The sequence below is a fragment of the Malaciobacter mytili LMG 24559 genome (assembly GCF_003346775.1).
Taxonomy (GTDB): domain Bacteria; phylum Campylobacterota; class Campylobacteria; order Campylobacterales; family Arcobacteraceae; genus Malaciobacter; species Malaciobacter mytili.
On the sequence record NZ_CP031220.1, the window covers coordinates 148,965 to 170,445 of the forward strand.

25 protein-coding genes are annotated in these 21,481 nt (G+C 24.5%); 5 read left to right on the forward strand and 20 right to left on the reverse strand.

What is annotated here, in order from left to right; translation table 11 throughout:
- Window positions 1-11 precede the first annotated feature (11 nt).
- From AMYT_RS14780 to AMYT_RS14845, 15 genes are all read right to left on the reverse strand, one after another.
- Window positions 12-326 (reverse strand): hypothetical protein, encoded by a 315-nt coding sequence (locus tag AMYT_RS14780; RefSeq protein WP_114843388.1) that lies wholly within the window; start codon window positions 324-326, stop codon window positions 12-14.
- A gap of 6 nt (window positions 327-332) precedes the next feature.
- Window positions 333-584 (reverse strand): hypothetical protein, encoded by a 252-nt coding sequence (locus tag AMYT_RS14785; RefSeq protein ID WP_114843389.1) that lies wholly within the window; start codon window positions 582-584, stop codon window positions 333-335.
- A 21-nt stretch (window positions 585-605) separates the two neighbouring features.
- Entirely contained in the window at window positions 606-770 is a 165-nt protein-coding gene (locus tag AMYT_RS15045) for a hypothetical protein (protein WP_162919536.1), read from the reverse strand.
- A 10-nt stretch (window positions 771-780) separates the two neighbouring features.
- Entirely contained in the window at window positions 781-1,059 is a 279-nt protein-coding gene (locus AMYT_RS14790) for a hypothetical protein (RefSeq protein ID WP_114843390.1), read from the reverse strand.
- A gap of 18 nt (window positions 1,060-1,077) precedes the next feature.
- Window positions 1,078-1,272, reverse strand: a complete 195-nt coding sequence (locus AMYT_RS14795; protein ID WP_114843391.1) for a hypothetical protein — start codon at window positions 1,270-1,272, stop codon at window positions 1,078-1,080.
- A gap of 9 nt (window positions 1,273-1,281) precedes the next feature.
- Window positions 1,282-1,560 carry a hypothetical protein gene (locus tag AMYT_RS14800; protein WP_114843390.1) on the reverse strand — a complete coding sequence of 93 codons (279 nt, stop codon included), beginning with the start codon at window positions 1,558-1,560 and terminating at the stop codon, window positions 1,282-1,284.
- Between the two features lie 143 nt (window positions 1,561-1,703).
- Window positions 1,704-2,006: a hypothetical protein gene (locus AMYT_RS14805; protein ID WP_114843392.1), complete on the reverse strand. Its 303-nt coding sequence runs from the start codon at window positions 2,004-2,006 to the stop codon at window positions 1,704-1,706.
- A gap of 16 nt (window positions 2,007-2,022) precedes the next feature.
- The gene (locus tag AMYT_RS14810) at window positions 2,023-2,406 is read right to left on the reverse strand and encodes a DUF6262 family protein (protein ID WP_114843393.1); all 384 of its coding nucleotides are present in this window, start codon (window positions 2,404-2,406) and stop codon (window positions 2,023-2,025) included.
- Window positions 2,396-4,183: a tyrosine-type recombinase/integrase gene (locus AMYT_RS14815; RefSeq protein WP_114843394.1), complete on the reverse strand. Its 1,788-nt coding sequence runs from the start codon at window positions 4,181-4,183 to the stop codon at window positions 2,396-2,398. The genes AMYT_RS14810 and AMYT_RS14815 overlap by 11 nt, the downstream gene beginning before the upstream one ends.
- Window positions 4,173-5,570, reverse strand: a complete 1,398-nt coding sequence (locus AMYT_RS14820) for a tyrosine-type recombinase/integrase (protein ID WP_114843395.1) — start codon at window positions 5,568-5,570, stop codon at window positions 4,173-4,175. Before AMYT_RS14820 ends, AMYT_RS14815 begins: the two co-directional genes overlap by 11 nt.
- Window positions 5,563-6,792 (reverse strand): tyrosine-type recombinase/integrase, encoded by a 1,230-nt coding sequence (locus AMYT_RS14825; protein WP_114843396.1) that lies wholly within the window; start codon window positions 6,790-6,792, stop codon window positions 5,563-5,565. Before AMYT_RS14825 ends, AMYT_RS14820 begins: the two co-directional genes overlap by 8 nt.
- A 2-nt stretch (window positions 6,793-6,794) precedes the next feature.
- The gene (locus tag AMYT_RS14830) at window positions 6,795-7,151 is read right to left on the reverse strand and encodes a hypothetical protein (RefSeq protein WP_114843397.1); all 357 of its coding nucleotides are present in this window, start codon (window positions 7,149-7,151) and stop codon (window positions 6,795-6,797) included.
- Window positions 7,152-7,216: 65 nt separating this feature from the next.
- The gene (locus AMYT_RS15110; RefSeq protein ID WP_196779648.1) at window positions 7,217-7,789 is read right to left on the reverse strand and encodes an AidA/PixA family protein; all 573 of its coding nucleotides are present in this window, start codon (window positions 7,787-7,789) and stop codon (window positions 7,217-7,219) included.
- Between the two features lie 36 nt (window positions 7,790-7,825).
- A complete protein-coding gene (locus tag AMYT_RS14840) occupies window positions 7,826-8,956 on the reverse strand; it encodes a hypothetical protein (RefSeq protein WP_114843398.1) in 1,131 nt (376 codons plus the stop codon).
- Window positions 8,957-8,969: 13 nt separating this feature from the next.
- Window positions 8,970-9,539, reverse strand: a complete 570-nt coding sequence (locus AMYT_RS14845) for a hypothetical protein (protein ID WP_114843399.1) — start codon at window positions 9,537-9,539, stop codon at window positions 8,970-8,972.
- 431 nt (window positions 9,540-9,970) lie between these two features.
- Between AMYT_RS14845 and AMYT_RS14850 the strand changes: the two genes are divergently transcribed.
- The gene (locus AMYT_RS14850; protein WP_114843400.1) at window positions 9,971-11,074 is read left to right on the forward strand and encodes a hypothetical protein; all 1,104 of its coding nucleotides are present in this window, start codon (window positions 9,971-9,973) and stop codon (window positions 11,072-11,074) included.
- Between the two features lie 53 nt (window positions 11,075-11,127).
- On the opposite strand, the gene AMYT_RS14855 is transcribed toward AMYT_RS14850, so the two are convergent.
- The 4 genes from AMYT_RS14855 to AMYT_RS14870 all read right to left on the reverse strand — a co-directional run bounded on the left by AMYT_RS14855 (window position 11,128) and on the right by AMYT_RS14870 (window position 14,644).
- Window positions 11,128-12,459, reverse strand: coding sequence for a hypothetical protein (locus tag AMYT_RS14855; protein ID WP_114843401.1), 1,332 nt, complete (start codon window positions 12,457-12,459; stop codon window positions 11,128-11,130).
- Between the two features lie 262 nt (window positions 12,460-12,721).
- A complete protein-coding gene (locus tag AMYT_RS14860; protein ID WP_114843402.1) occupies window positions 12,722-13,000 on the reverse strand; it encodes a site-specific integrase in 279 nt (92 codons plus the stop codon).
- 332 nt (window positions 13,001-13,332) lie between these two features.
- The gene (locus AMYT_RS14865) at window positions 13,333-14,085 is read right to left on the reverse strand and encodes a hypothetical protein (RefSeq protein ID WP_114843403.1); all 753 of its coding nucleotides are present in this window, start codon (window positions 14,083-14,085) and stop codon (window positions 13,333-13,335) included.
- 1 nt (window position 14,086) lies between these two features.
- Window positions 14,087-14,644, reverse strand: coding sequence for a hypothetical protein (locus tag AMYT_RS14870; RefSeq protein ID WP_114843404.1), 558 nt, complete (start codon window positions 14,642-14,644; stop codon window positions 14,087-14,089).
- Between the two features lie 143 nt (window positions 14,645-14,787).
- On the opposite strand from AMYT_RS14870, the gene AMYT_RS14875 reads away from it, so the two are divergent.
- The 4 genes from AMYT_RS14875 to AMYT_RS14890 all read left to right on the forward strand — a co-directional run bounded on the left by AMYT_RS14875 (window position 14,788) and on the right by AMYT_RS14890 (window position 19,795).
- Window positions 14,788-15,534: a hypothetical protein gene (locus AMYT_RS14875; protein WP_114843405.1), complete on the forward strand. Its 747-nt coding sequence runs from the start codon at window positions 14,788-14,790 to the stop codon at window positions 15,532-15,534.
- 196 nt (window positions 15,535-15,730) lie between these two features.
- A complete protein-coding gene (locus tag AMYT_RS14880; protein ID WP_114843406.1) occupies window positions 15,731-16,708 on the forward strand; it encodes a hypothetical protein in 978 nt (325 codons plus the stop codon).
- Window positions 16,709-16,934: 226 nt separating this feature from the next.
- Entirely contained in the window at window positions 16,935-17,258 is a 324-nt protein-coding gene (locus AMYT_RS14885) for a hypothetical protein (RefSeq protein ID WP_129085768.1), read from the forward strand.
- Between the two features lie 803 nt (window positions 17,259-18,061).
- Complete coding sequence (locus AMYT_RS14890; protein WP_114843408.1) at window positions 18,062-19,795, forward strand: replication initiation protein; 1,734 nt, start codon at window positions 18,062-18,064, stop codon at window positions 19,793-19,795.
- Window positions 19,796-19,827: 32 nt separating this feature from the next.
- Here the strand turns inward: AMYT_RS14890 and AMYT_RS14895 are convergent, their stop codons facing one another.
- The gene (locus tag AMYT_RS14895; protein ID WP_114843409.1) at window positions 19,828-20,823 is read right to left on the reverse strand and encodes a hypothetical protein; all 996 of its coding nucleotides are present in this window, start codon (window positions 20,821-20,823) and stop codon (window positions 19,828-19,830) included.
- Between the last annotated feature and the right edge of the window lie 658 nt (window positions 20,824-21,481).

A 21,481-nucleotide genomic window follows, 5' to 3' on the forward strand; every position in this document is an offset into this window, starting at 1 on the left:
TGCATATATAGTTATGCAGTTTTTCTTTCTTTAATTATTTCAACTGAAATAGTATCATTATCATTCATTTTTGAAATATCATCACATAATAAAAGTTCTGATTTCTCAAAATTTTCTATTGTTAAAAATCCACTTCTAAAATAAGATTTTTCATCTAATTCAAGTTCTACTTCATTCCATTTGCCCTCAGTTTCAAATGGAACTTTTAATATATTTTTATTACCAACTAATTCTATATTAGATATATTGTTTAAATCACTTTTAGCAAATACAGCAACATAAAATATTTCTGTACCTTTTACACCTCTTAATGCTTGTATTACCATAATATATTACTCCACTAATTCACTTGTTATATATTCACCCATTGGCTCAGGTATTTCAACGCTATAATCATTATCATCTGCATTATGATATTCAGCCCATTCAGTATCATCATACTCAAATACTTTACCATATACACCCGTTCTCTTAATATAGTTTTTTAGCATAGTCATATTGTAAAATATTGGATGATTAACATCATGGTTGTATGTTTCATCAATATTTTCATCTTGATTGTATTCTAAAATCTCATAAGTCATAAGTTAAACCTTTACAGTATATTATTCTTCAATATCAGAAGAATAAAAATCACAACCAAATGGCAACTCACTTTCTAAACTTTGAGCTTCACTATTAGTAAGTTTTGCAACTGCTTCATCGTGATTTTCTGCTCTTACTTCCTCTAATATTTCATCATTCTCATTTAAAAATGTATAAAGCTTCATAGGTAGTCCTTTATTTCATATTCTCAATAGAATATTGTTTTATTCTTTCAATTATTTCATTAGTAATTTTCTTATGAAATTCTAATGTACCTATCATACTTAAACAAGCATTATTTTCAAGACTAAATTGATCTGTTCCCCAATTAAAAAAAATGTAATCATCCCTATCATAACTTATAGTTAATTGAACTTCATTAGATATTGAACAGTTTGCAATTCTTCTAGCTGATTCTTTTAAATCTTTCTTTTTAACTTCTTTTAGACTATCAGGCAATTTAATTTCACTCATAATTTACTCCAATCAACTTTACTGCATATTGATTAATTCAATATATCTATTATTTGTTCTAGGTTTAGGGCATATTTCCATAGGAATTTTACCTGCACTTAATCCCTCAAAACCTTTTACAATTTTATCTTTGGTTTTATATCCTAAACCGCAACCATTACTACTAACTGCTTTGCAACCATTACAATCTTTTTTAATTCTTTGATTTGCCATTAATAGCCTTTATTTCATATTCTCAATAGAATATTGTTTTATTCTTTCAATTATTTCATTAGTAATTTTCTTATGAAATTCTAATGTACCTATCATACTTAAACAAGCATTATTTTCAAGACTAAATTGATCTGTTCCCCAATTAAAAAAAATGTAATCATCCCTATCATAACTTATAGTTAATTGAACTTCATTAGATATTGAACAGTTTGCAATTCTTCTAGCTGATTCTTTTAAATCTTTCTTTTTAACTTCTTTTAGACTATCAGGCAATTTAATTTCACTCATAATTTATCCAATCAACTTTATAGCATATTATATATGCTTATTTTTTATTTATAAATTTATTTTACAGATAATTATGTTTACTCAACTATGTTAAGTACATAGAGTATTATATCTTATGTATAGTACAATGTCAAGTACATATATTAACTTTCTTTTAAATTTTCACAATTTGTAATTTGTTTTATTTGCTCACTTGTTAAAAGTGATGAAATTTCATTTGAAACACTTAAAATATTTTTATGTCTCATAAAAAATCCCAAGGTATCACTTGCTGATGTAAAATCTTTATCTAATAATTCAAATGCACTATAATAAGATTTTGAATTCATATTTTTGTTTTTAAAAGAGTAATAACCTCTATATAGTTGATTCTCAATTAATTCCTCTATCATTATCCTAATATATTTATCTTCCATTTCTGCTGTAATTATTTGAATTGTAGTCATTATTTTTCCTTATTATTTACTCTAATGTTTTTATATACTCTTTTAAAGCCATAATTTGCTCAACCAATTTACTATTACTATCTTTTAAGTCTCTATTTTCAGAACTAAGAACTTTATTTTTTTGATTCAACTCTTTTATTTTATGTTCTAGTTCTTGCACTTCATTAGATTTATTAACTGTTATTGTAGTGTGTTCTCCTATAAAATCTCTATAAGTATATAATGTATTTCTTGATATTCCAGATTCGTTAGAGATTCTACTAAAGTTAATTTTTTCTTTTTTCTTTTTTAATTTTTCTATTGCTTCTAAAATCTTATTTTTAGTATCTTCTTTTCTTTGTTCTTCTTGTCTCTTAAGACCTTCATTTTTTACTCTTTTTTTAATCTTATTATTTTGCATTATTATCAACCTCTTTATATATCTTATCTATTTCCAGTCTATTTATAATTTGTTCCAACTTGTCTCTTTTTCTTTTATTTACATGAAAATTCATTTTGGCAAATTTATTATCTTTTGTCCTCTCAATCTCATTATCTATTAACTCTTTTTGCCTTTTAAAGTTAGTGAGAAAACTATCATTTGTCACAAAATCAGTACAACCAATATAATAACAACCCTCTGAGCCAGTATTATCACAATGACCTTTTTTAAAGTCTTTTAAACACATACCCATTGGAAGAGGATTTATGCCAAATCTTTTAGATAAAGTGCCTATAACTTCATCCATGTCTTTTACTGTTCTAACAGTATCAATCATTTGTTTAAAATCATTACCTATACTACCATTAGTATAAATACTATCTGCATCAATATAAGTTTTAATATAATCTTTTTCTAGTGTTTCTTCTTTCACTTTAGCATAGTGAATTGTCATATCAATACTTACATGAGAATAATGCCTTTTAATTATTCTAATTGGCACTCCATCATTAATTAACTGTTGTGCAAAAGTGTGTCTAAATTGATGAGGGTGCAAAGGGTATAGTTCTTCTATTCCATCTTTATTGAGGTGCGTAATATTATGTTTTTTTATAAACTTTTTTAAAGCACTCGTATAGTCACTCACTGAAACCCTTGAAGCAACATTACTATATTTTGCTGAAAGATTTCTATTTTTTCTAACAAAAAGATATTTATTATTGTTTCTAATATGGCTATATTTTTTTATCACATCTTGTATCAACTCAAAAGTTTCTTTGTTTATTAAAATTCTTCTTTTTGTAGGTTCTTTTTCTGTTTTAGAAGAGATTCTATTTAGATAATATGTTTTTCCAAAATAGCTATCTTCAATCCATGCAGAATCAATTTTTAAAGTAAGCACCTCTGAAATTCTTAATCCAGTTGACAGTAAAACCATAGTTATATATTTTTCAATATTTAAATCAAGTAAATCAATTGACTTAACTCTCCATCTTGGGTTTACAAGCCTAACCCAATTATGTCTAGCCCAGGTTAAAGTATTTTTAGTTGAGAATTTCATATCTTTCATTATTCCATATTCCCAAACAACATAATCAGATTCTTTTGTTAGTGCAATTTTTATTTGGTCTAAAACTTCATTAGGTATAGATTTATTTACTTCTTTTGTTTTTTTGATAGCTTTTTTAACATCCCAATATTCATACATATTTTGACTATAAAGCAATAGTTCATCAGGTGCATCATCCCAATCATATTTGATAGCAACTTCTGCTAAATCTTGTAAGAGAATTGCTTTTTTACATAATGTTTTTGGAGAATACGGTCTTTTTCTTCGGTTTTCTTTTTTATTCTCTTCTAAATATTTTAGATATTTTTCAAAGTGTTTTTTATTAAATCTTTTCAAAGAACTAATTTTATATTCTTCCATGAAAGGTACTAAACTGCTAATGAGTGTAGATATTTTATTTGGAATTGATTGAAATTTATTCTTTGATGTTGTGTTCCCAATTAAGTACCATGCGTATTGCTTTATTGTATTTTTAAATATTCTACTTTTAATCCCATAAAATACGATATTGCAATATTTTATATCTAGTTCTCTTGGAGTAAAATCCGATAAATCCCAATAATCTTCATTAAAATCAATATTCCCACATTTAAGAGTCTTATAGTCAGGATTATTTGAATATGACAATCCTTCTAAAAGCATTTTATTTTTATGTCTTTGCTTAAAATAAATTTGTTTAGCTTCCATTTGAAAGTCCTTCAAGTTTATTGATTATCTCTTTAATTATTCCTATCTTCCACTCATAATGTCTAGCTACATCAAGACCAAACTCATAAACATTATCAAGATTGTTCTTTTCTATTTTTAGTTGATTATAAAAAAATGGTAAATAATCAGGAGTAGTAACCATGCTAGGGCAACCATAACAATTCCCACGACCTATTAAATGAGGGCATATCTTACTGGAATTAACTGTATCACTATTAGTACAATAACCCTCTTCAATTATTCTAAACTTTTCAGGGTTCTCTTTTACTGCTGATATTTCAATCTCTTCAATATTTTTAAATACTGAAATCTTCTCAATAGCTAACCCCATTGACTTTTCATATTCATACTCATTTGTTCTATCGTAATACTTTTGAGTAGTTGCAATGTTTTTATGACCTAAAACTTCTTTTGCAACATAAACATCAACACCTTTTTTTGAATACATTTCAGGTATGGTTCTTCTAAACATATGTGAAGTTATTTTAAAATCTTCTCCACTTGGGTGTTTGATATTATTCTCTTTTAGATATTTATTTATTTTTCTATTCATTACAGTATTATTATAAACTACAAAGCCATATTTTGAATGAATAGAAGCTTTAGCAAATATTTTATCAAGATTGAATTTTTTTCTTACTTCTTTTGAATACTCAATTAGTTTCTGAATCTCTTTTGTGATAGTATTGTTAATTGAGTATATAGTTCTATACCTATTGCCTTTGCTTGTTTTGAAGTGTAAATCATATTTATGCTTACCTAAATCATTTTTTATTAAACATTTATCAGTAAGTCCAATTATTTCACTATATCTCATACCATAATTTAAAGCTATTAAGATATAAGTTCTTACATATATATCATGATAAGATAATAAATTTATTTTAATATCTTTTAATATTGGCTCAGGTATTGATTCTGTTAATATTTCTCCAACATCAAAAGGTTCTCCATTAAAATAATTCAAACTTTTAAAATCATCTGCATAAAAAAACTTAGAATATTCAAAAAATAAATATACTGCTTGATAACAAGCTCTTTTAGTGTTTTGTTTTAAAGGTTTATTCCCACCAATTTTAGTTAAAGAAGTATTTAAATATGCAATGAAATAATTAGTAATTTGAGGATTGAAACCATCAAAACTATTAATATTTTGCTCTTTACAAAAATCCCAAAATCTAACAATATGAGTATTTAAATGCCTAGTGCTATTTGCACCTCTTTTTTTTAGCATAATTTTTATAAATTCAATATAGAAAAAAGTTAGGAACAAAGGTACTCTTTTATAATTGATTTGATACCTTATGTTTTCTTCTATAATAACTATTAGTTTTTTATTTCTATTGATTTCTAATTTATCATACATCACTTAATCCATATTCCATATTGACAAAAATCTTTTCTAATTCTTTTGCTATATCTTGCTCTTTAGCTAATTGGATATAAATACTACAAGTTGAAGGGTTTTTATGTCCTAAAAGGCTTTGTATTGTTGTTATATCAACTTTATTCCTTGCTAAATTTGTAGCAAAAGTGTGTCTTAGGTCATGAGGTGTAAAATCTATTCCAGTTGCTTCTTTTGCTTCTTTGAACTTTTTATAAATTGTTGCATAGGAAATTGGGCTTCCTAAATTTGCTTTACTCTCACTTATGAAAAAGTAATCGTGTTCAAACTCTGTTTCATCCCAAATATCACTCCATTTTCCATCATAGTAATTATTTAATTCATAATATATTTTATTTGGAACATAAAGCTTTCTAGTTCCAGTTTTCAATCTTCTTCTATGACTCTCATTTTCTAAGGGTTTTGATAATTCTATTGTTTGAACTTTCTTGCTTGAATTCATAGTTTTTATATCTTGAATTTTTAAAGATAAAGCTTCACCAATTCTTGCACCAGTAAAAAACATAAATTTAAATATCAATCTATCTCTTTCATTTTTAAAATACTCATTAAGCGTTTCAAACTCATGATGAGTTAAGACCTTAATATTTTTACTACTTTCTTTTACTTTAAATATTGACTTAGTTATTTGACCTCTACCCAAATGTGCAAATAATCCCTCTCTTTGATTCATTGGCATTTTAATTGCAATTGCTTCATGCTCAAAAGGGTTATCCAAGCCATAGTAATATTCCAAATGTCTATAAAAGTCTCTTACCGTTGAAACAATCCTATTAATAGTTTTACCAGTTCTTTTTGAAGTAACTTTTAATGATTGTTGTTTTTTATAATCAGGGTACATCAAGTAAGCAATGAAATCATTTATATGTAATGGTTTTATATCTGCAAAACTTAACTCTTCAATTTTTAAGAAAGTATAAAAGTGTTTTAAATCATAGCCTTTTGACAAAGCAGTATTAATCTCTTGACCTCTTGAAAGTTTTGTGAGAAGATAGTCATTTGCTTCTTTGATTAACTCCATATTTGAATCAAATAAAACTACATAAGGATAAAGAGTTTTAGTGAATTTAATTTCTGATTCCCTAAGAGATACTTTTTCATCAATATTAAATAAATGTGCATTGTTATTTGTATCAATAATTGACAGTTTGCTGATTTTCATTGAGTAAATAGAGATTGACATAACTATTTTTTAAACTCTTTAAAATAAATAAACATAGAGAAATTACATAAATCAATATCATTACCATCATTTCTTTTGGTTTCATGCTCTTCTAAAAGTTTATATAGCAATTCAATTGAACAGTCTTCTCTCCACCATCCACCACGACCTTTTTGTCTTGCTTTAGCCAGTTTATTTTGCATTCCAATATGTGCTTCTATGTAACCAATACCAGTTGAATAACTTACAAAATATTTATATAAAGGGAATTTTAAAAAAGATTCAAAATTTGATTGAACATCATTTATAAATGTTTCTATACATTTATTATCTATTTCTTCATCTGAATTGCTACTATTTATAATTTGTTCTAAGTTCATTTTATGCCCTTGTTCTTATTTAATATTGTCGCATTGTCTATATCTTCAATCTTTATATTATCATTTTAATACTTCTCTAGATTTTCTTTTTGTCTTTTGTCTTGACTATATAGATGTAAAAACTCTATTAGATGTTTTAGTCCATCATTGTTTAATTCAGCAACTTTTATTACCCAATTTGAATCAGTAATTTTAATTTCAAACTCATTTTTGTAAGTAATAGGTAGGAATGACAATACAATTTCATTCTCATCTATTGTTTCTATCATATCTTGATTGTCTTGTATGACTTTATTTAGTTGTGACAACAAACCTAAATCATATAGACTATCTTCATAATTAGAGTTCGTTAAGGTAACCACTTCTAAATATCTAATAATCTTGTTGTTTTTAATTGCAAATTCAATCTCATTTTTAGTTGAATCTCCGATATATCCATTTACATTTAAAACTAAGACTTCATCACATAGTAAAATTTTATCAAAATGAACTTCATCAAAAGTTTTCTTCATTTGACTGTCCATATCTAAACCCTCTAAATGACCAAACATAGCTACCGTTAGAACAATATTGCCTTTTGCTGTTTCTTCTTTATTTGCCTTTTCAAAAGCTTCTTTAAATTTAGTAGAACCACACAAACATACTATTTTTCTATTATTGAACATTTTAATCCTTTAATATTTACTATTTTTAAAATCTATTACATTTTTTTCGTAAAAAGGAGTATATATTCTGCCACCAAAACCATACCCTTCACTATATGAAATATCGGTTATTGCATATTTATCTTTAAAGACCTCACTATGTAAGTCATAAGCATAATCATTAGTGTCTTTTTCTATTTTATGAATCTCTTCTCTAATTATTTTAACAAGTTCTAAAGAGTTGTATTTTTTAATATCGTTAAGTGTTCCATAGCAATAAATACTATATCCACACCTATTTTTATCCAAAGAAGTTGCAAAAGTAAATTCATACCCAAGTTTTATTACATCAGCATCTTGCCATGTTGTTTTCCAAACTATGTTTTCTCTAATCCCAAAGTTATTCTCTTTAGCCCAATCATTAATGGCTCTTTTTGTTAATCTCTTTGTCTTTTTTGGTACAATATCTTTTTCAATTACCTCATATTTTGTAGGTCTAAAGTCAAGTAAATCATCAGTAAATTTAATTGGCTTCAAAAGTCCTCTTTTATATAATGCAATGATAGTTTTAGTTTCAATATAAGTATTATCATTGTTATCAATATACCAACAAAAAAATCTATCGACACCCATTCTTTTATAGCTTACAGTTTTATTTTCTGCTATTTGTTTGTAACATTTCTCCATATGCAAAGTTAAAGATTTATATTCTGCATTTTCATTTTTAATATACACTTGTCTTAATTGTTCGATTTTGTCTTCTCTTTGTGTTGCATCTAAAGGTGTGATTTCACAAGGCAAAGAATTTAATAATCTTCTATTGTATTCTCTCTCTATTTCTACTCTATGTTTACCATCTTTTATTTTGGAATATATAAAAATCATATAATCATTAGCTAGTTCAGTCCATTTTCTTCCGTATTCTGAACCAAATTTAATAATTGATTTATCAGTCTGTATTTTATTAAATTTTTCATCAATATAAGAGTATCTGTTTTCTGAAATACATTTTAGACAAATACATTTTTGAATACCTGATTGAGTTCCACCAAACTTATAATCATTTGGTGTTTCATACCTCATTCTTCTTTCATATTCCTCACCAATATTGATTGTTTTTTTACATTCAAAACATTCATATTCTTTTCTTGCTTTAGGCATAGCTAAACCCTTATCAAACTGCTTGTGCTTCTGCTAAGTCAGACCAATAGTCTAACTCTTTTTCTTGTTCTTCTTTAATCTCTTTTGATTGCCTAATAATATCTTTATCTGTAACCTCAAAAAAGTTTCCTCTGTATGTATTAAGGCAAATCGTAGTTGCATCTAATTCATATTCTAAATCAAATTTTTTACTACCAATATAATCCTTGTCACACTTGATTTTCTTTTCTTTTTCAGTAGTTTTGTTTATTGCATAAATATCCTCTACAAATACAGTTCTTGTTGCAATAATACAATTTTTATCTTCATCACTGTTAAACTTATCATCATCCCAAAGATAACTATAATATTTGCCCTTTTCAAATGAAGTTGCTTCAACAATAGGATTTTCTCTTAAATAACACTCTTTACAAACTGGATGTTGTTCTTTGAAATATGGATTGTTTTGATTCCATGCTCCACGAACTTGAACATAGTTGTCTCCTCTTGATAACCTAATATATTTATCTCCTTTAGAGATAGGCTTATTGCAATCATAGCACTTGTATTCTTTTCTAGCTCTTGATAAATCCGATAAGCTCATGTTAATCCTTGACAATGTTTAATTACTGTATTATACACTTTTATAAAAAGTATGTCAAGTACAGTAATTAACATTATATCTATTATTTAAAGGTCTTTATAAGTATTTTATGTAGCTATCAAAATAGTAAACATATAGATAAAATATTAATTTGTCAATATTAAATCTAAATAATTTAGAATTATTTAAAATTAGATTTTATACCATAAATATGTAGAAAAAGTTATTTATTTAATATATTTTTTAATGCTAATTTAGATATAATTAATTTGGTCTTTTTCAGTACCACCCCCGTTCACCTTTTTAAGGTATGGCTAAAACTGAATTTAATCAACAGTAATTGTCGCCTTATGGTTATATGACTTTTGCTGCTAACGAACGGAAGTAGGTTTAACTTAAAAGTCATTAATCCATATTAAGGAGATATACTTATGGAAAAAGAACAAACAGAACAATTTAATGAATTTGAAAGAAGATTCAAAATCCCACTAACTTTAGAAAAATTTAAATTAATTTCAAAAAGAAATTATGAAAATGGTTCTTTCAAAAAACTAGGTCACGCAAGAGAAGATTTTGCTAAAGAATTGGGGTTTGATTGTTATAGAGCGTACACTAAAAAATTTCATTCTTATTGGAATAAACTATCTAAAAATGTATTTAACCTAATTGAAGAACATAAAAAATTAAAAAATCCTATTCCACTTTTAATTATTGTAAGTACTGATAAGGATTATATCCAAATGTTAAAAAAAGAATATGAAATAGATTTTAATTATTTTAATGAGTTTTCTAAAAATGAACTTTTCTTAAATGGTAGAAGTTTCTCAAAAATTAATATATTTGATATATTTACAGAAATTGAGTTTGAAAGAGATCTTGATGAAGTAATAAAAGTAAATGCAAATATAACTCATTTAGATGAAAATGGCGAATTTTCTATATTGGAGTGTGAAAAAATAATTAATAGAGCTATTAACTATGCCTATGAAATTGGCGATAAAGATGAATGTACTGATAAACATATTGCTTATGTATTATCTTCATTATATTTAGGTGGAAGTCCTTTACAAGCAATTGATTATGATATCCCTAATCCTAATTTGGAATTTGATTCAAAAGAAATAATTAAACTTTATAAACTTTGGGATAAGGTAGAAGAAATTATGCCAAAAATCCCTAAATCAGTTTTTAAAGAAATTATTTCTAAAAATGAATATGCTTATTATTTTGATGATTTTATCATTAATAAAACACGAGATTTAATAGATATGGATTCAAGTTCTGATAAAATTGATAATGATAAAAAAATATTAGATACCATTACAGATATTATAAAAAAATCAGGAACTACAAAAAACATAAAAGTAAATATCAATAATCTATTGCCAAAAAGAAGAATTAATCAAAATGAAATATATAAAAGTTTAAATGAATTAAAAGAAAAAAGAATTATCAGTTCTATTAATGAAAATAATGATAAAATTTCAGTAATTATTGATAAAAATAAAGATTTTTTAAAAAAAATTGTAGAGTAAAGACAAGAAATTGTCTAAACTCTCTCTATAGTATTAATTAAGGATTGAAAAATTTAAACTTTTAACTCATTTGCTGTTTGTATTGATTTCAATACTGTTAAACCAACAGATGAATAATTAGTTAAGCTACTACTATCCAAATCCTCAATACTTTGGGTAGCAAAAAAAGTTCCTTTTGGAACAATCATTAAATCACTAGTAGATACATCACTTAATTCAAAAATTTCATTTAAATCATTTTCATTATAAATATAGTAGTTATTTGAAATAGGACTTTTCTCAACTCTATAATAGTTTCCATTTTTAAAGAGCTTATCTTCATCTTTGATGATGTTCCCATTACAATCTTTATACTCTGTTTCTTCTCTTATATCAACAGTCTTTAAATTTAATCTTGGATTATTACGGAGTTCATTCTGTAATTTATGCAATTCTAAATTTGGGATTGAATGCATCTCTTCAAGCCAATAAGAGATAGGCACTTTTTTATAATCTTCATGACTTGAAAATTCTTTTTCTTTAATATTCTTTTCTATTTTTTTATAATCATTCTCTTTTAATTCTTTAATAGCTCTATCTAATTCTTTGAATAGCCAATGCTTTTCATTTTTTTTACTATCAATTATGTACCATTCATCAAGTTCTTTAAACCATTCTAAAAGAATATTCCATACTTCAAAATACAATAAAGGCTTAGGTTCTTCATCTTCATCCCATTCAATAGATGGATCAAAAACTTCAATTTTCCAATTACCTTCTTCATCAAAATATTTATTTACTCTTTCTTGGATATTTGAAAGAACTGAAATATGATTATCCCCGCTTCCAAATGGAAAACATTCATAATCATCTAAAAAGAATTTAAGCTGCATTGTTTTATCTAATCCCATTGTTCCTTCAATAGTTGAAATTGCATCTGCATTTGGTGCAAACAAACCATAATAACCACTAAATCTATAGTTCTCAATAAACAAAGGATATTTCTCTGCAACTTTTTCATAAACACCTAAGAAATTGTTTTGTTTTGACTTATCAAGTGATTCAATCAAATAAAATGGAATTTTACTAAATGATGAAGTTTCATAATTAGACCATTTATCATTTACATAGCAATACCCAAATCCTTCTTGAAAAAGTTCATCTTTATAACTCTTAGACATTTTTTCATTAATTAATCTCATTAAACTATTAATATCAACTAAACCTGGTATTGTTTTTACAAAAGATTTTTCTAATTCAAAAATAGAGTTATATCCTAACCATGTAGCTAGTAATTGTCTTGATTTTTCTAATGGTAACTTGTTATTCCAATTCTTGCTAATATATTTAGCTAACTTATTAAAATTTTCAGGGTAGTCTTTGTGTGTAAGAAGTACTCTTTTCATTGTTTTCTCCAATTGTTATATTTATTTTCAAACTATTAAGTAGTTGCTAGTCTCACCACATTGTTCTTTTTAAATATATAAGAAGTTTCAATGTGAGTATTATTTAGTTTTTTGTTTAATAATGAGTGTCCATCAACTTTGCCATTGACTAGGGCAAGACTTCATAACGCCTTTGAGTAAAAGTATAATAAAAAAATAAATATAAGTCAAGTAAAAAGCCGAATACCATCTTTTAAAGAGTTTAAAATATTTTATTAATTTTTTAATGCTTGTTATTAAATAAAATATAAACAAATCGTTCTTTGTTACCCTTTCCTAAAACATATATTTGCATATACTTTTTTTGTTCCATTGTTTTGAAAGAGATATCTTCATGTTTTATATGCTGCATTTCTTCTGCTCTTAGTCCACCGAAACAAAAGAACTTGTGAATAAGCTTTCTTAAAAAAGGATTGGGATGATTTGTTTTATAGTTTTTTATCTCTCCAATAAACTTTGCAAAAACATCAGGTTCTAAAAAGTTATTTGTTCTTTCTTGCATAAGCGTTTATATAATTAGTATCTATCTTCTTGAGACTAAGATTTTTTTTATCACTTATAACACATTCGTAAAAAGATAACTATAATTTCTTAACCCCATACCCAATGCAACCTTGTTAGCATTAGCCTTAAGTTCTATATCTGTATTTGAATTAATAAAAATTAAATCATAATATTTTTCTCTATCGAAGTACTTAGTATCCTTATTTACTTTATCTTTATCAGGAGTATAGCCTCTATTAAGTTTTAATGAATAGATTTTTTGCTAAATGATTTTTAATCCAAAATAAAAAACTTTTGATTTATCGTTAAATTGTTCTAATTCTGCTTTTTTCATTTTAGCTCTAATATTTTATTTAATCTTTTTAACTCATTATTTATACTTGCAAGTTTTTTTTCTTTATAATTTGAGATTTCATATATCTTTTCCCACTTGTGAAACCTGGTATCAATTCTATTTAATTCAATATCTAATCTTTTGATAGAAACAGGTGTATATGGTATTGATATTAAATATCTACTTTCAACAATATATTTATCTTTTTGTTTTTTAACCAAAATATCATCTATACTGCAAGGAATATAATGTGAAAGCCATTTTTTAAAGTTCTGTACTGTTTTAAAAGAAAAATTTCTATATTTAATTGGATCATATTCAGTTATTATATTATTGAACTTTATATACTCTCTTTCTTCTATCTCAAAGCCATTATCAATCATAAGCTTAAGCAGTTTACCCATATCAAAAAAAGTTTGTTTTCTATCTTGTATGAAGAATGTTAGCTCTTTAATCAAGCATTGATCTACTAATTTTTTAAAAAGTGTTTTTTTGTTTTTTATGGAAAATATATATCTATAAAGCAATTCATTATAAACTTGACCTTTAAGCTGCTGAAAAAAATATATAGATTCCTCTTCGTGACAATAAAATAAATCATTTTCAATTGTTAATTTATCAATATTTGTTCTTACAATTGATTCCTTAACTCTTTCTATTAGATTGTCTAAACCCATATAACATTCACCCATAGAAGTATTATGGTCAATGCTGTTTATCATTTCTTGTAGTTGTTTTATTATATCCATACTATCTAACTTTATTTGTACAATATGATTTCATCCATCCAAAACCTTTTGTTTTAAGATGTTTTTTCATATTTTCTTTGAACCATTTTTCAATATTTTGGTCTTGTTCATTCCAAAGTTGATTTGTATATTCATAACCTTCTAAAATCCCACAAACTGCATATCTTGCACCTATATTGTCGTCAGGATGCATCCTGAGAAGTTTTTTAAAGATTTTAAGTGCTTCAACCTTATTTTCAAAAAACCATAAAGTATCTGCATAATTATATAGAAGTCTAAAGATATGCCGATTATTTAATTCATAATAATCAAGAGTTGAAGGGAGTTTGTAATTAAATTCATGTTTCATTAAGCAGTTATAACCCTCTAAGATAATTATGTAAGCTTCTTTATTCATTCTCAATTCAAAATAAATATCTTTTAATGATATATAAGCATCATAAAAGGTGTTATTTAATGATATGAGATTTTTTAGATACGAAATCTTTTTATCATCTGTGTAAGCTTCATTTTCATCCAAGTACACCCAATATTTTTCTTGTACATCATCTTCTATCATAAAACAACCTCTTTATAATTTTAGTTTAATTTTAGCTAACTTATCTTGAATAAGTTGCATTTTTATCCTTTTATTTTATTTATGGTAAAATAGTGTATTATACACAATATGAATATAATAAAATGCTTATACAAAGGAATTTTATGAAAGAAATTGCAATTAGTGTCTCAGAACTTATTGAAAAAATAAAATTTTTAAAAAAATTAAGAACAGATAAAGATCTAGCTACTTACTTAGAAATAGCTCCAAATGCACTTAATAATCTTAAAAGAAGAAATTCAGTTGGTGCTTTTCTTGAAAAATTAATTATTTCAACTCAAAATAAAGATAGTAATATTAGTTTTGACTTTTTACTTAATCCTGCCACAATTAATTTATTTACATTAGATGAAAAATATTTTAAAGCTAAAAAAATATCATTAGAAAATTCTAACGAAAGAGAATTACAAAGTATACTTGATAAGTTTTTATCTGAGGAATTAACTCTAAAAAAAATAAAAGTTAAAATTCAAAGAAAGAAAAATATAGAATTCTTAGAAAAGCTAAGAGAACTTGCAAATGGGGATTCTGAAAGAATGATAATTCTATTTTATGCAATTTTGCTTGATTTAGAAAAAAACAAACTTTTAATTACTAATGATAATTTAAATATTAAATTTTCTGAAATAATAGAGAAACATAATTTTTCTTATTTTGATACATTAAAATTTGGAATAATTTTCACAAAAAAAGATTTATCGAATTTAAAAAATTGGATAGAAAAAGAACTTGACAGTGTATCTATTATTGAGATTTTATCAAGCTTACCTACATTAAAAGAATTGATTAAAAATGAATTAGGTCCAATTAATAAAAGAGCAATATCAGCCGTAGAGAAATTATTTTTATAATTTCTCTACTTTATATTTTTATTTTAACTCGATATAAATACTGTAAATGATAATGTGGATGAGGTTAATAAATTATTACTTTTATGAGAAAAATTTGAAAATTACTAAAATGAGAAAAAACATTCTTTATTCTTTAATATTTTTCACTTACTAAATTGGATAAAATACTTAAAATAACTAATTTAGCAGGTAAGAAATGAAAACCAAATATATATATAATAAAATTACTATTCCTGAACAAAAAGAACTATATAGGCATAAAAATATATTAATAGAATTAGGTCTTATTTTTGATAATATGAAAAGAGACTATAGCAATAATGAAGAAATCTCAAATGAAGCTTTAGAAGAAATTATATGGATTTGTAAAAAAAATAACTTTAACTATGAAGTAAAAGAGATTGAAATTACAGATAAAGATATAATTTTTCAGAACTTATATACTCTAATATCTATAGATAATAATACTTTTTTTATAGAAAATAAAAAACAAAAGAAAAAAGTACTTAGTATTTTGATAAATGAAGAGGTAGGAATAGATAGAATAAATATTATAGATATACAAAAAGGTAAACTACTTACAATAAATAAAAAATTTGAAAATAAATTAAATAGACTTATTGAAATCACAAATATATTAATTGAAAAAAGAAATTCATTAGAATCTGATATAGATATTGATAATTTAATATATGTACTATCTTTATTATCAGAAAAATATGATAAAGATAATAGATTAAGTGCAAAATTAAATAAATTTAAAAATACTTTTATTAGTAAAATACTTAAAGATAGTCCAAATAAATTCTTATGCAATTGTGTTCCTGGATTTAATCCAGAAATTTCTTTTTATCTAAGAGATAAAAGAATTATAAACGATTTAACAAACAATCCAATTGATTTTAAACAGGAAACAAAAATTTGGGAGTACTTATATAAACAAGAAAATAGAAAATATATTGGAGTAAAGAAAGAACCAACTTTAAATGATTTATTTTATATGAAAAAAATTAAAGTTTTAATAAATAATTTTGAAACAAAATATGCTATTAATAAAATAGAACAAGTACATAATAAATTAAAAATTCATGTTTTTGACGGGAAGAATACATTTCCAATAAACCAATTATTTTCAAAAGAAGAACTTTTTAATAAAGTAAAAGAAGCAAGATAAAACTAAAATTTTTATTATTTCCCTCCCCCCTATTCCACGAATTTTTCATAAAAGTTCCAAGTATTTTAATTTCCTCTAGCAATAACACTATCTTTTTTATGAGTATCAATAAAAGCAGAAAGTAATATTATATCAATAACTATTGTCCCATTTTGGGACAATGATTATTTATATTTCAATCTGTAAGATTTTTAATAAATAAATTATATTAAAGTATAATATAAAAATGAATAAGTATTTGGATTATAATGACATATTGTTGATTGAAAAATATAGTATTGAAAAATGTATTGATATTCTTTTAAATGTGAAGAATCATAAAGATACAGATTATTATAAAGGAAAATATAAAGGTTTTTTATATTTAAAAAAACTTATCATTTATATAAAGAATAAAAAAATTAATTTAAAGCATTATAATCTTTATGATATATTAAAAACACAAAAAAATAATATAAGATATACATATTATTATAATCAAAGTTTTTTAGATGGTATATGTGCTGCGTTGTATGAAAGTATGAATTTTTTATCTGAAATGAATCAATAACTAAAATTTTATTAAAATTAATTTTTACTAGTATTTACCAAATAAAGAAGATAATGAATTTTTTGATTTAAATTCTTTTTTTGTTTTTTAAGATTTTTACTTGTTTCAAAACAATTTACGAAATTAAATAAATATGTATTTAAATTAACTTTGTTGTGACAAGTGTTGTTATTGATTTAATTTTTTTATTATTACTATTATTACAAAATATAACAATTTATTACTATTATACTATATGTAATCTATATCTAGAAACCAACAAATGGGAATTTGTCTAGCCTTGTTGTGACAAGTGTTGTAGTTTTCTGAGACAAGTATTGTAGTTTGTTGTGACAAGTGTTGTAGTTTTCTGAGACAAGTATTGAAGTTTGTTGTGACAAGTATTGAAGTTTGTTGTGACAAGTGTTGTTATAAATGGGATATTTTAGTTTTTGTTGTGACAAGTATTGTTATAAATAAGTATTTAAAAAGAAAAATTTAATAATCTTCAAATAAAAAGTCTCAAAAATGTACATTTTTAACAAAAATACAGCAAAAGTTAGTCTCACTCGTAAAATAGACTACAAAAGTTAGTTTCATATTGAAAAAATTGTAGCAAAACAAGGTATCACTAACACTAAAAAGTACATTTTTGTGCAAAAGTAAGTCGTGAATACCTTAAAAGTATTACAATTTGTAGTCACGTTTAAGTTCAAATGTTTTATAATCTTTTAATTGATTTATAACAAAAGTTAGTATCACTTTAAAAATGATATTACAAAAGTAGGTATTAAATAAAATAATTAACAAAAGTAGGTATTAATATGAGTGGTAATAATAATTTAGATATTAATTCTAAATCACAAATAGGAGAAATTAGATTTCCTAGATCACAAGCACAAGCAGATTATAAGATTGAAAAGAAAAAAGTAGTTAGACGTGATGGTACAGTTTTTTATAAAAAAACAACTACTACGAATGATGAAAAAATAGCTGATGCTTGTGTTCAAATTTTTCAACAATCAAGTTTGGCAAAAGAATTTGATTATGATAATTTAAGAGAAAATGCTATTAAAAATTTATTACCTCGTTTTAATAAATATAAGCTTATTGTTACTGATGATGTTACAAAAAAAGAAAAAGATAAAATTGAAGAAAAACAAGAAATTGCAATTGCTCAGTATATAAGGGATTATATTGAAAAAAATATTGATTTGACATTTCAAATAGACTTTGACAAATTTATAAAAATGACAGGAATAAAAAGTGCAGAAAGAATTGGTAATGCTCTTAATATGCTCGATGAAGTACAGAGTAAAGCTAGTTATGAATATAAACTTCCTGTAATAAATGAAGATTTTTCACAAATAACTTATGAATTAACAAAAGTTTCAACTATACCAAGAATATCACTTATTTTAGATGAAGATATGGGAAAAAAATATAATACAATTTCTGAATATGCTCAAAGTGATATAAAAAATAAAAGAAAACATATACTTGGAATAAAATTTGATATAAATAAATCTTATTTGTCTTCTGTATTAGGCTTAGGAAGAGATTATACTGCAACAAATAGAAAAGATAGAAATAATTTTACTTCATCATATTCTTATAGGCTTGATATTTTAATAAAATCTATAGAAAAAGTTCAACATATTTCAAAGTTTAATTATTTTACTTTTGAGCAAATTCAAAAAAAATTTGGTACACAATTTAAAGAATATAGAGATTTTAAACGAAGAGTATTGCTTCCATCAATAAAAGATATAAATGAATATACTTATTTAAATATAGAATTAATTGAGCATAGACAGAATAATGCAAAAAATCGAGAAGTTGAAGGAATTAGCTTTAGAATAACAAAAAAGATAAGTATAGATAAGAAAACAAAATTTGGTGTAGATAAGACTGCATATTATATTGCATCAAGATTATTCTATTTTACAAATGAGAAAATTGATAATTTATTAGGTTTTGCAAAACATATAGAAAAAACTTTTAATTCATTAGATATTGTTTTATATGATGGAAAATATATAAATGAATGGAAAGATGAAGCAGATAAAGCAGTAGAAGCTGAAGCAGAATTGATAAAAATCTTGGAAGATAATAATAGGTTATTTATACAAAAAGGTATAGAGTATGATGAAAAGAGAATGTGTATAGTACAAAAAGAAATAATCCAAAATGAAGAGGGAGTTCCTGCTTCAAAAATTAAAATTATTACAACTTCAAATTATCGAGTAGAAAATCCTATCACTTCTCTTATATATATAAAAGAATTAACAGATAGAGAAGGAGAAAGCTCATATTCAATTTTAGATTTTTTACCCTTCTCTATTGCATTATCTGATGGATGGAAGAATATTGACAATGTTGAAGATTATATAAGATTCAAAAAAAATATTATCGAAATATTAATAGAAAAGAGAATTAACCATATAAAAGTAGAAAACAAAGAAATACAAGAACTATTATATACAAATATTGTAAGGGAAAATATTAAGGAAATTAATGATAAGTACAGAGAAATAATTAAAAGTCTTGTAAAATAATTCTCCAAACTCCCTATTAAGGGAGTTTGAAATTAAGCAGTTTTTTGTTCATTAGAATTTGATTTAACTTTTTGCTCTTTTTTCCATGTATTTATTAAAATAGTAAGTGTTGTTAATTTTAGAAAATCTTCAGATATATTAAGATTTTCAAAAATTTCTTCATTAGTTTTTTCTGCAGCAACTTTCTCTAAAATATCCTCTTTCTTATTTAAAAGAATAGTATCAATATATTTATTTGATTTAATAATTTTTTCTAAATGATTTTTATAAAGTTCACATTGAACTGAAATTTCATCTAGAGACTTACCACTCTCAATTAAATTTTTAATTTCATCTTCTTTTTCTGAAACTTTTCCCTCAACGAATTTAAAAATTTCGTTTTTAGGTCCGATACCAATTTTGAAGCATTCCTCAATAGTTTTATCAAGTTTATCTGTAGCATCAATAATATTTGTATGTAAAGAACCAACTTTTTCAGTTATAAGTGAAAAAGCATCCTTTGAACTATTTGTTAATACTGAGTTGCTAATTGTTTTAGATATATCTGACATAATGCCTTCAATTGATGTTGCAGCAAAGATAAGTTTTCTTTGATTATTTGAACTTCCTGGAACAACAAAAAATGGTGTTTCTGGCGAATTTGTAATTTCATAAACTGCTTTACCGATTACTTTAATTCCTCTTTCTTTGTTTCTTTGAGAAGTAAAGTCTTTTGTTTTTGTTAAAAAGAAGTTTGTTATATGTGAAATACTATTTATTGTAGTATTTATATCTTTTCTAACATTTTCTTTCGAAGTTTCAATAGATGCAATTTCTATCAATTTAGAAATAGTTTCAGTTTCTCTACTTTTCTTACTTTTTTTATTTTCTACTTTACTAACATATTCTAATGCTTTCTCAATTAAAATTAAAGATTCAGTATTTTTAATTTTTAATTTGTCTTCAATATGATGTAATAATTCAACCATATTTGTTGAGTTATTAGTTTTTAAATTCTCATTTTGAGATTTTTTAATTTTTTCTGCCATATTTTTTCCTTTTTGATTTTATAGAGCTTTTTATACCTGATTGCTCTGCAGGTCATTAAACATAATTTCCAAAGAAAATTATTTACAATAAATCATTTTTTAGATGATTTTAAGTCTATTCAATAATGAATATTATAATATTATTGTTAGAGTACTTAAATAATACTTAATATATAAAAACAATTATTAATAATATTTATTTAAATAAAGTACTTTTTTTAGGACTGTATTAGCAGCTTAAAATAATAATAAGTAGTTTAAATGTGTTTTTGATAAGATTTAAATAATTTTATATAACTTAAGGAATATATAAACAATAAAATTGTAAATTAATAGTATTCATTTTTTGAATTATCTATAATAATAATAGATATAAGTTTGTTGCGAGAGCAATAAGCTGTGCCAAAAAGGCAAATGGAGTAGAGATACATCCAAAAGGGCAAAAGTTTGTAAACTATAAGATAGAAGTCTTGTAGCCCAGGTGAGAAACCAAAAGAAGTTTGCGAAGGTATAGTCTATAATCTAAATAATTAGATTGTAGAGTGTTTCAGAGTAGTTGCTCAAAAGAGCTAACCCGTAAAGGGATACAAAAGATTGTATTCCTTACGGGATACTACTATTTGTATCCTTTTAGTTTTTAACTTATAAAAGGATAAAA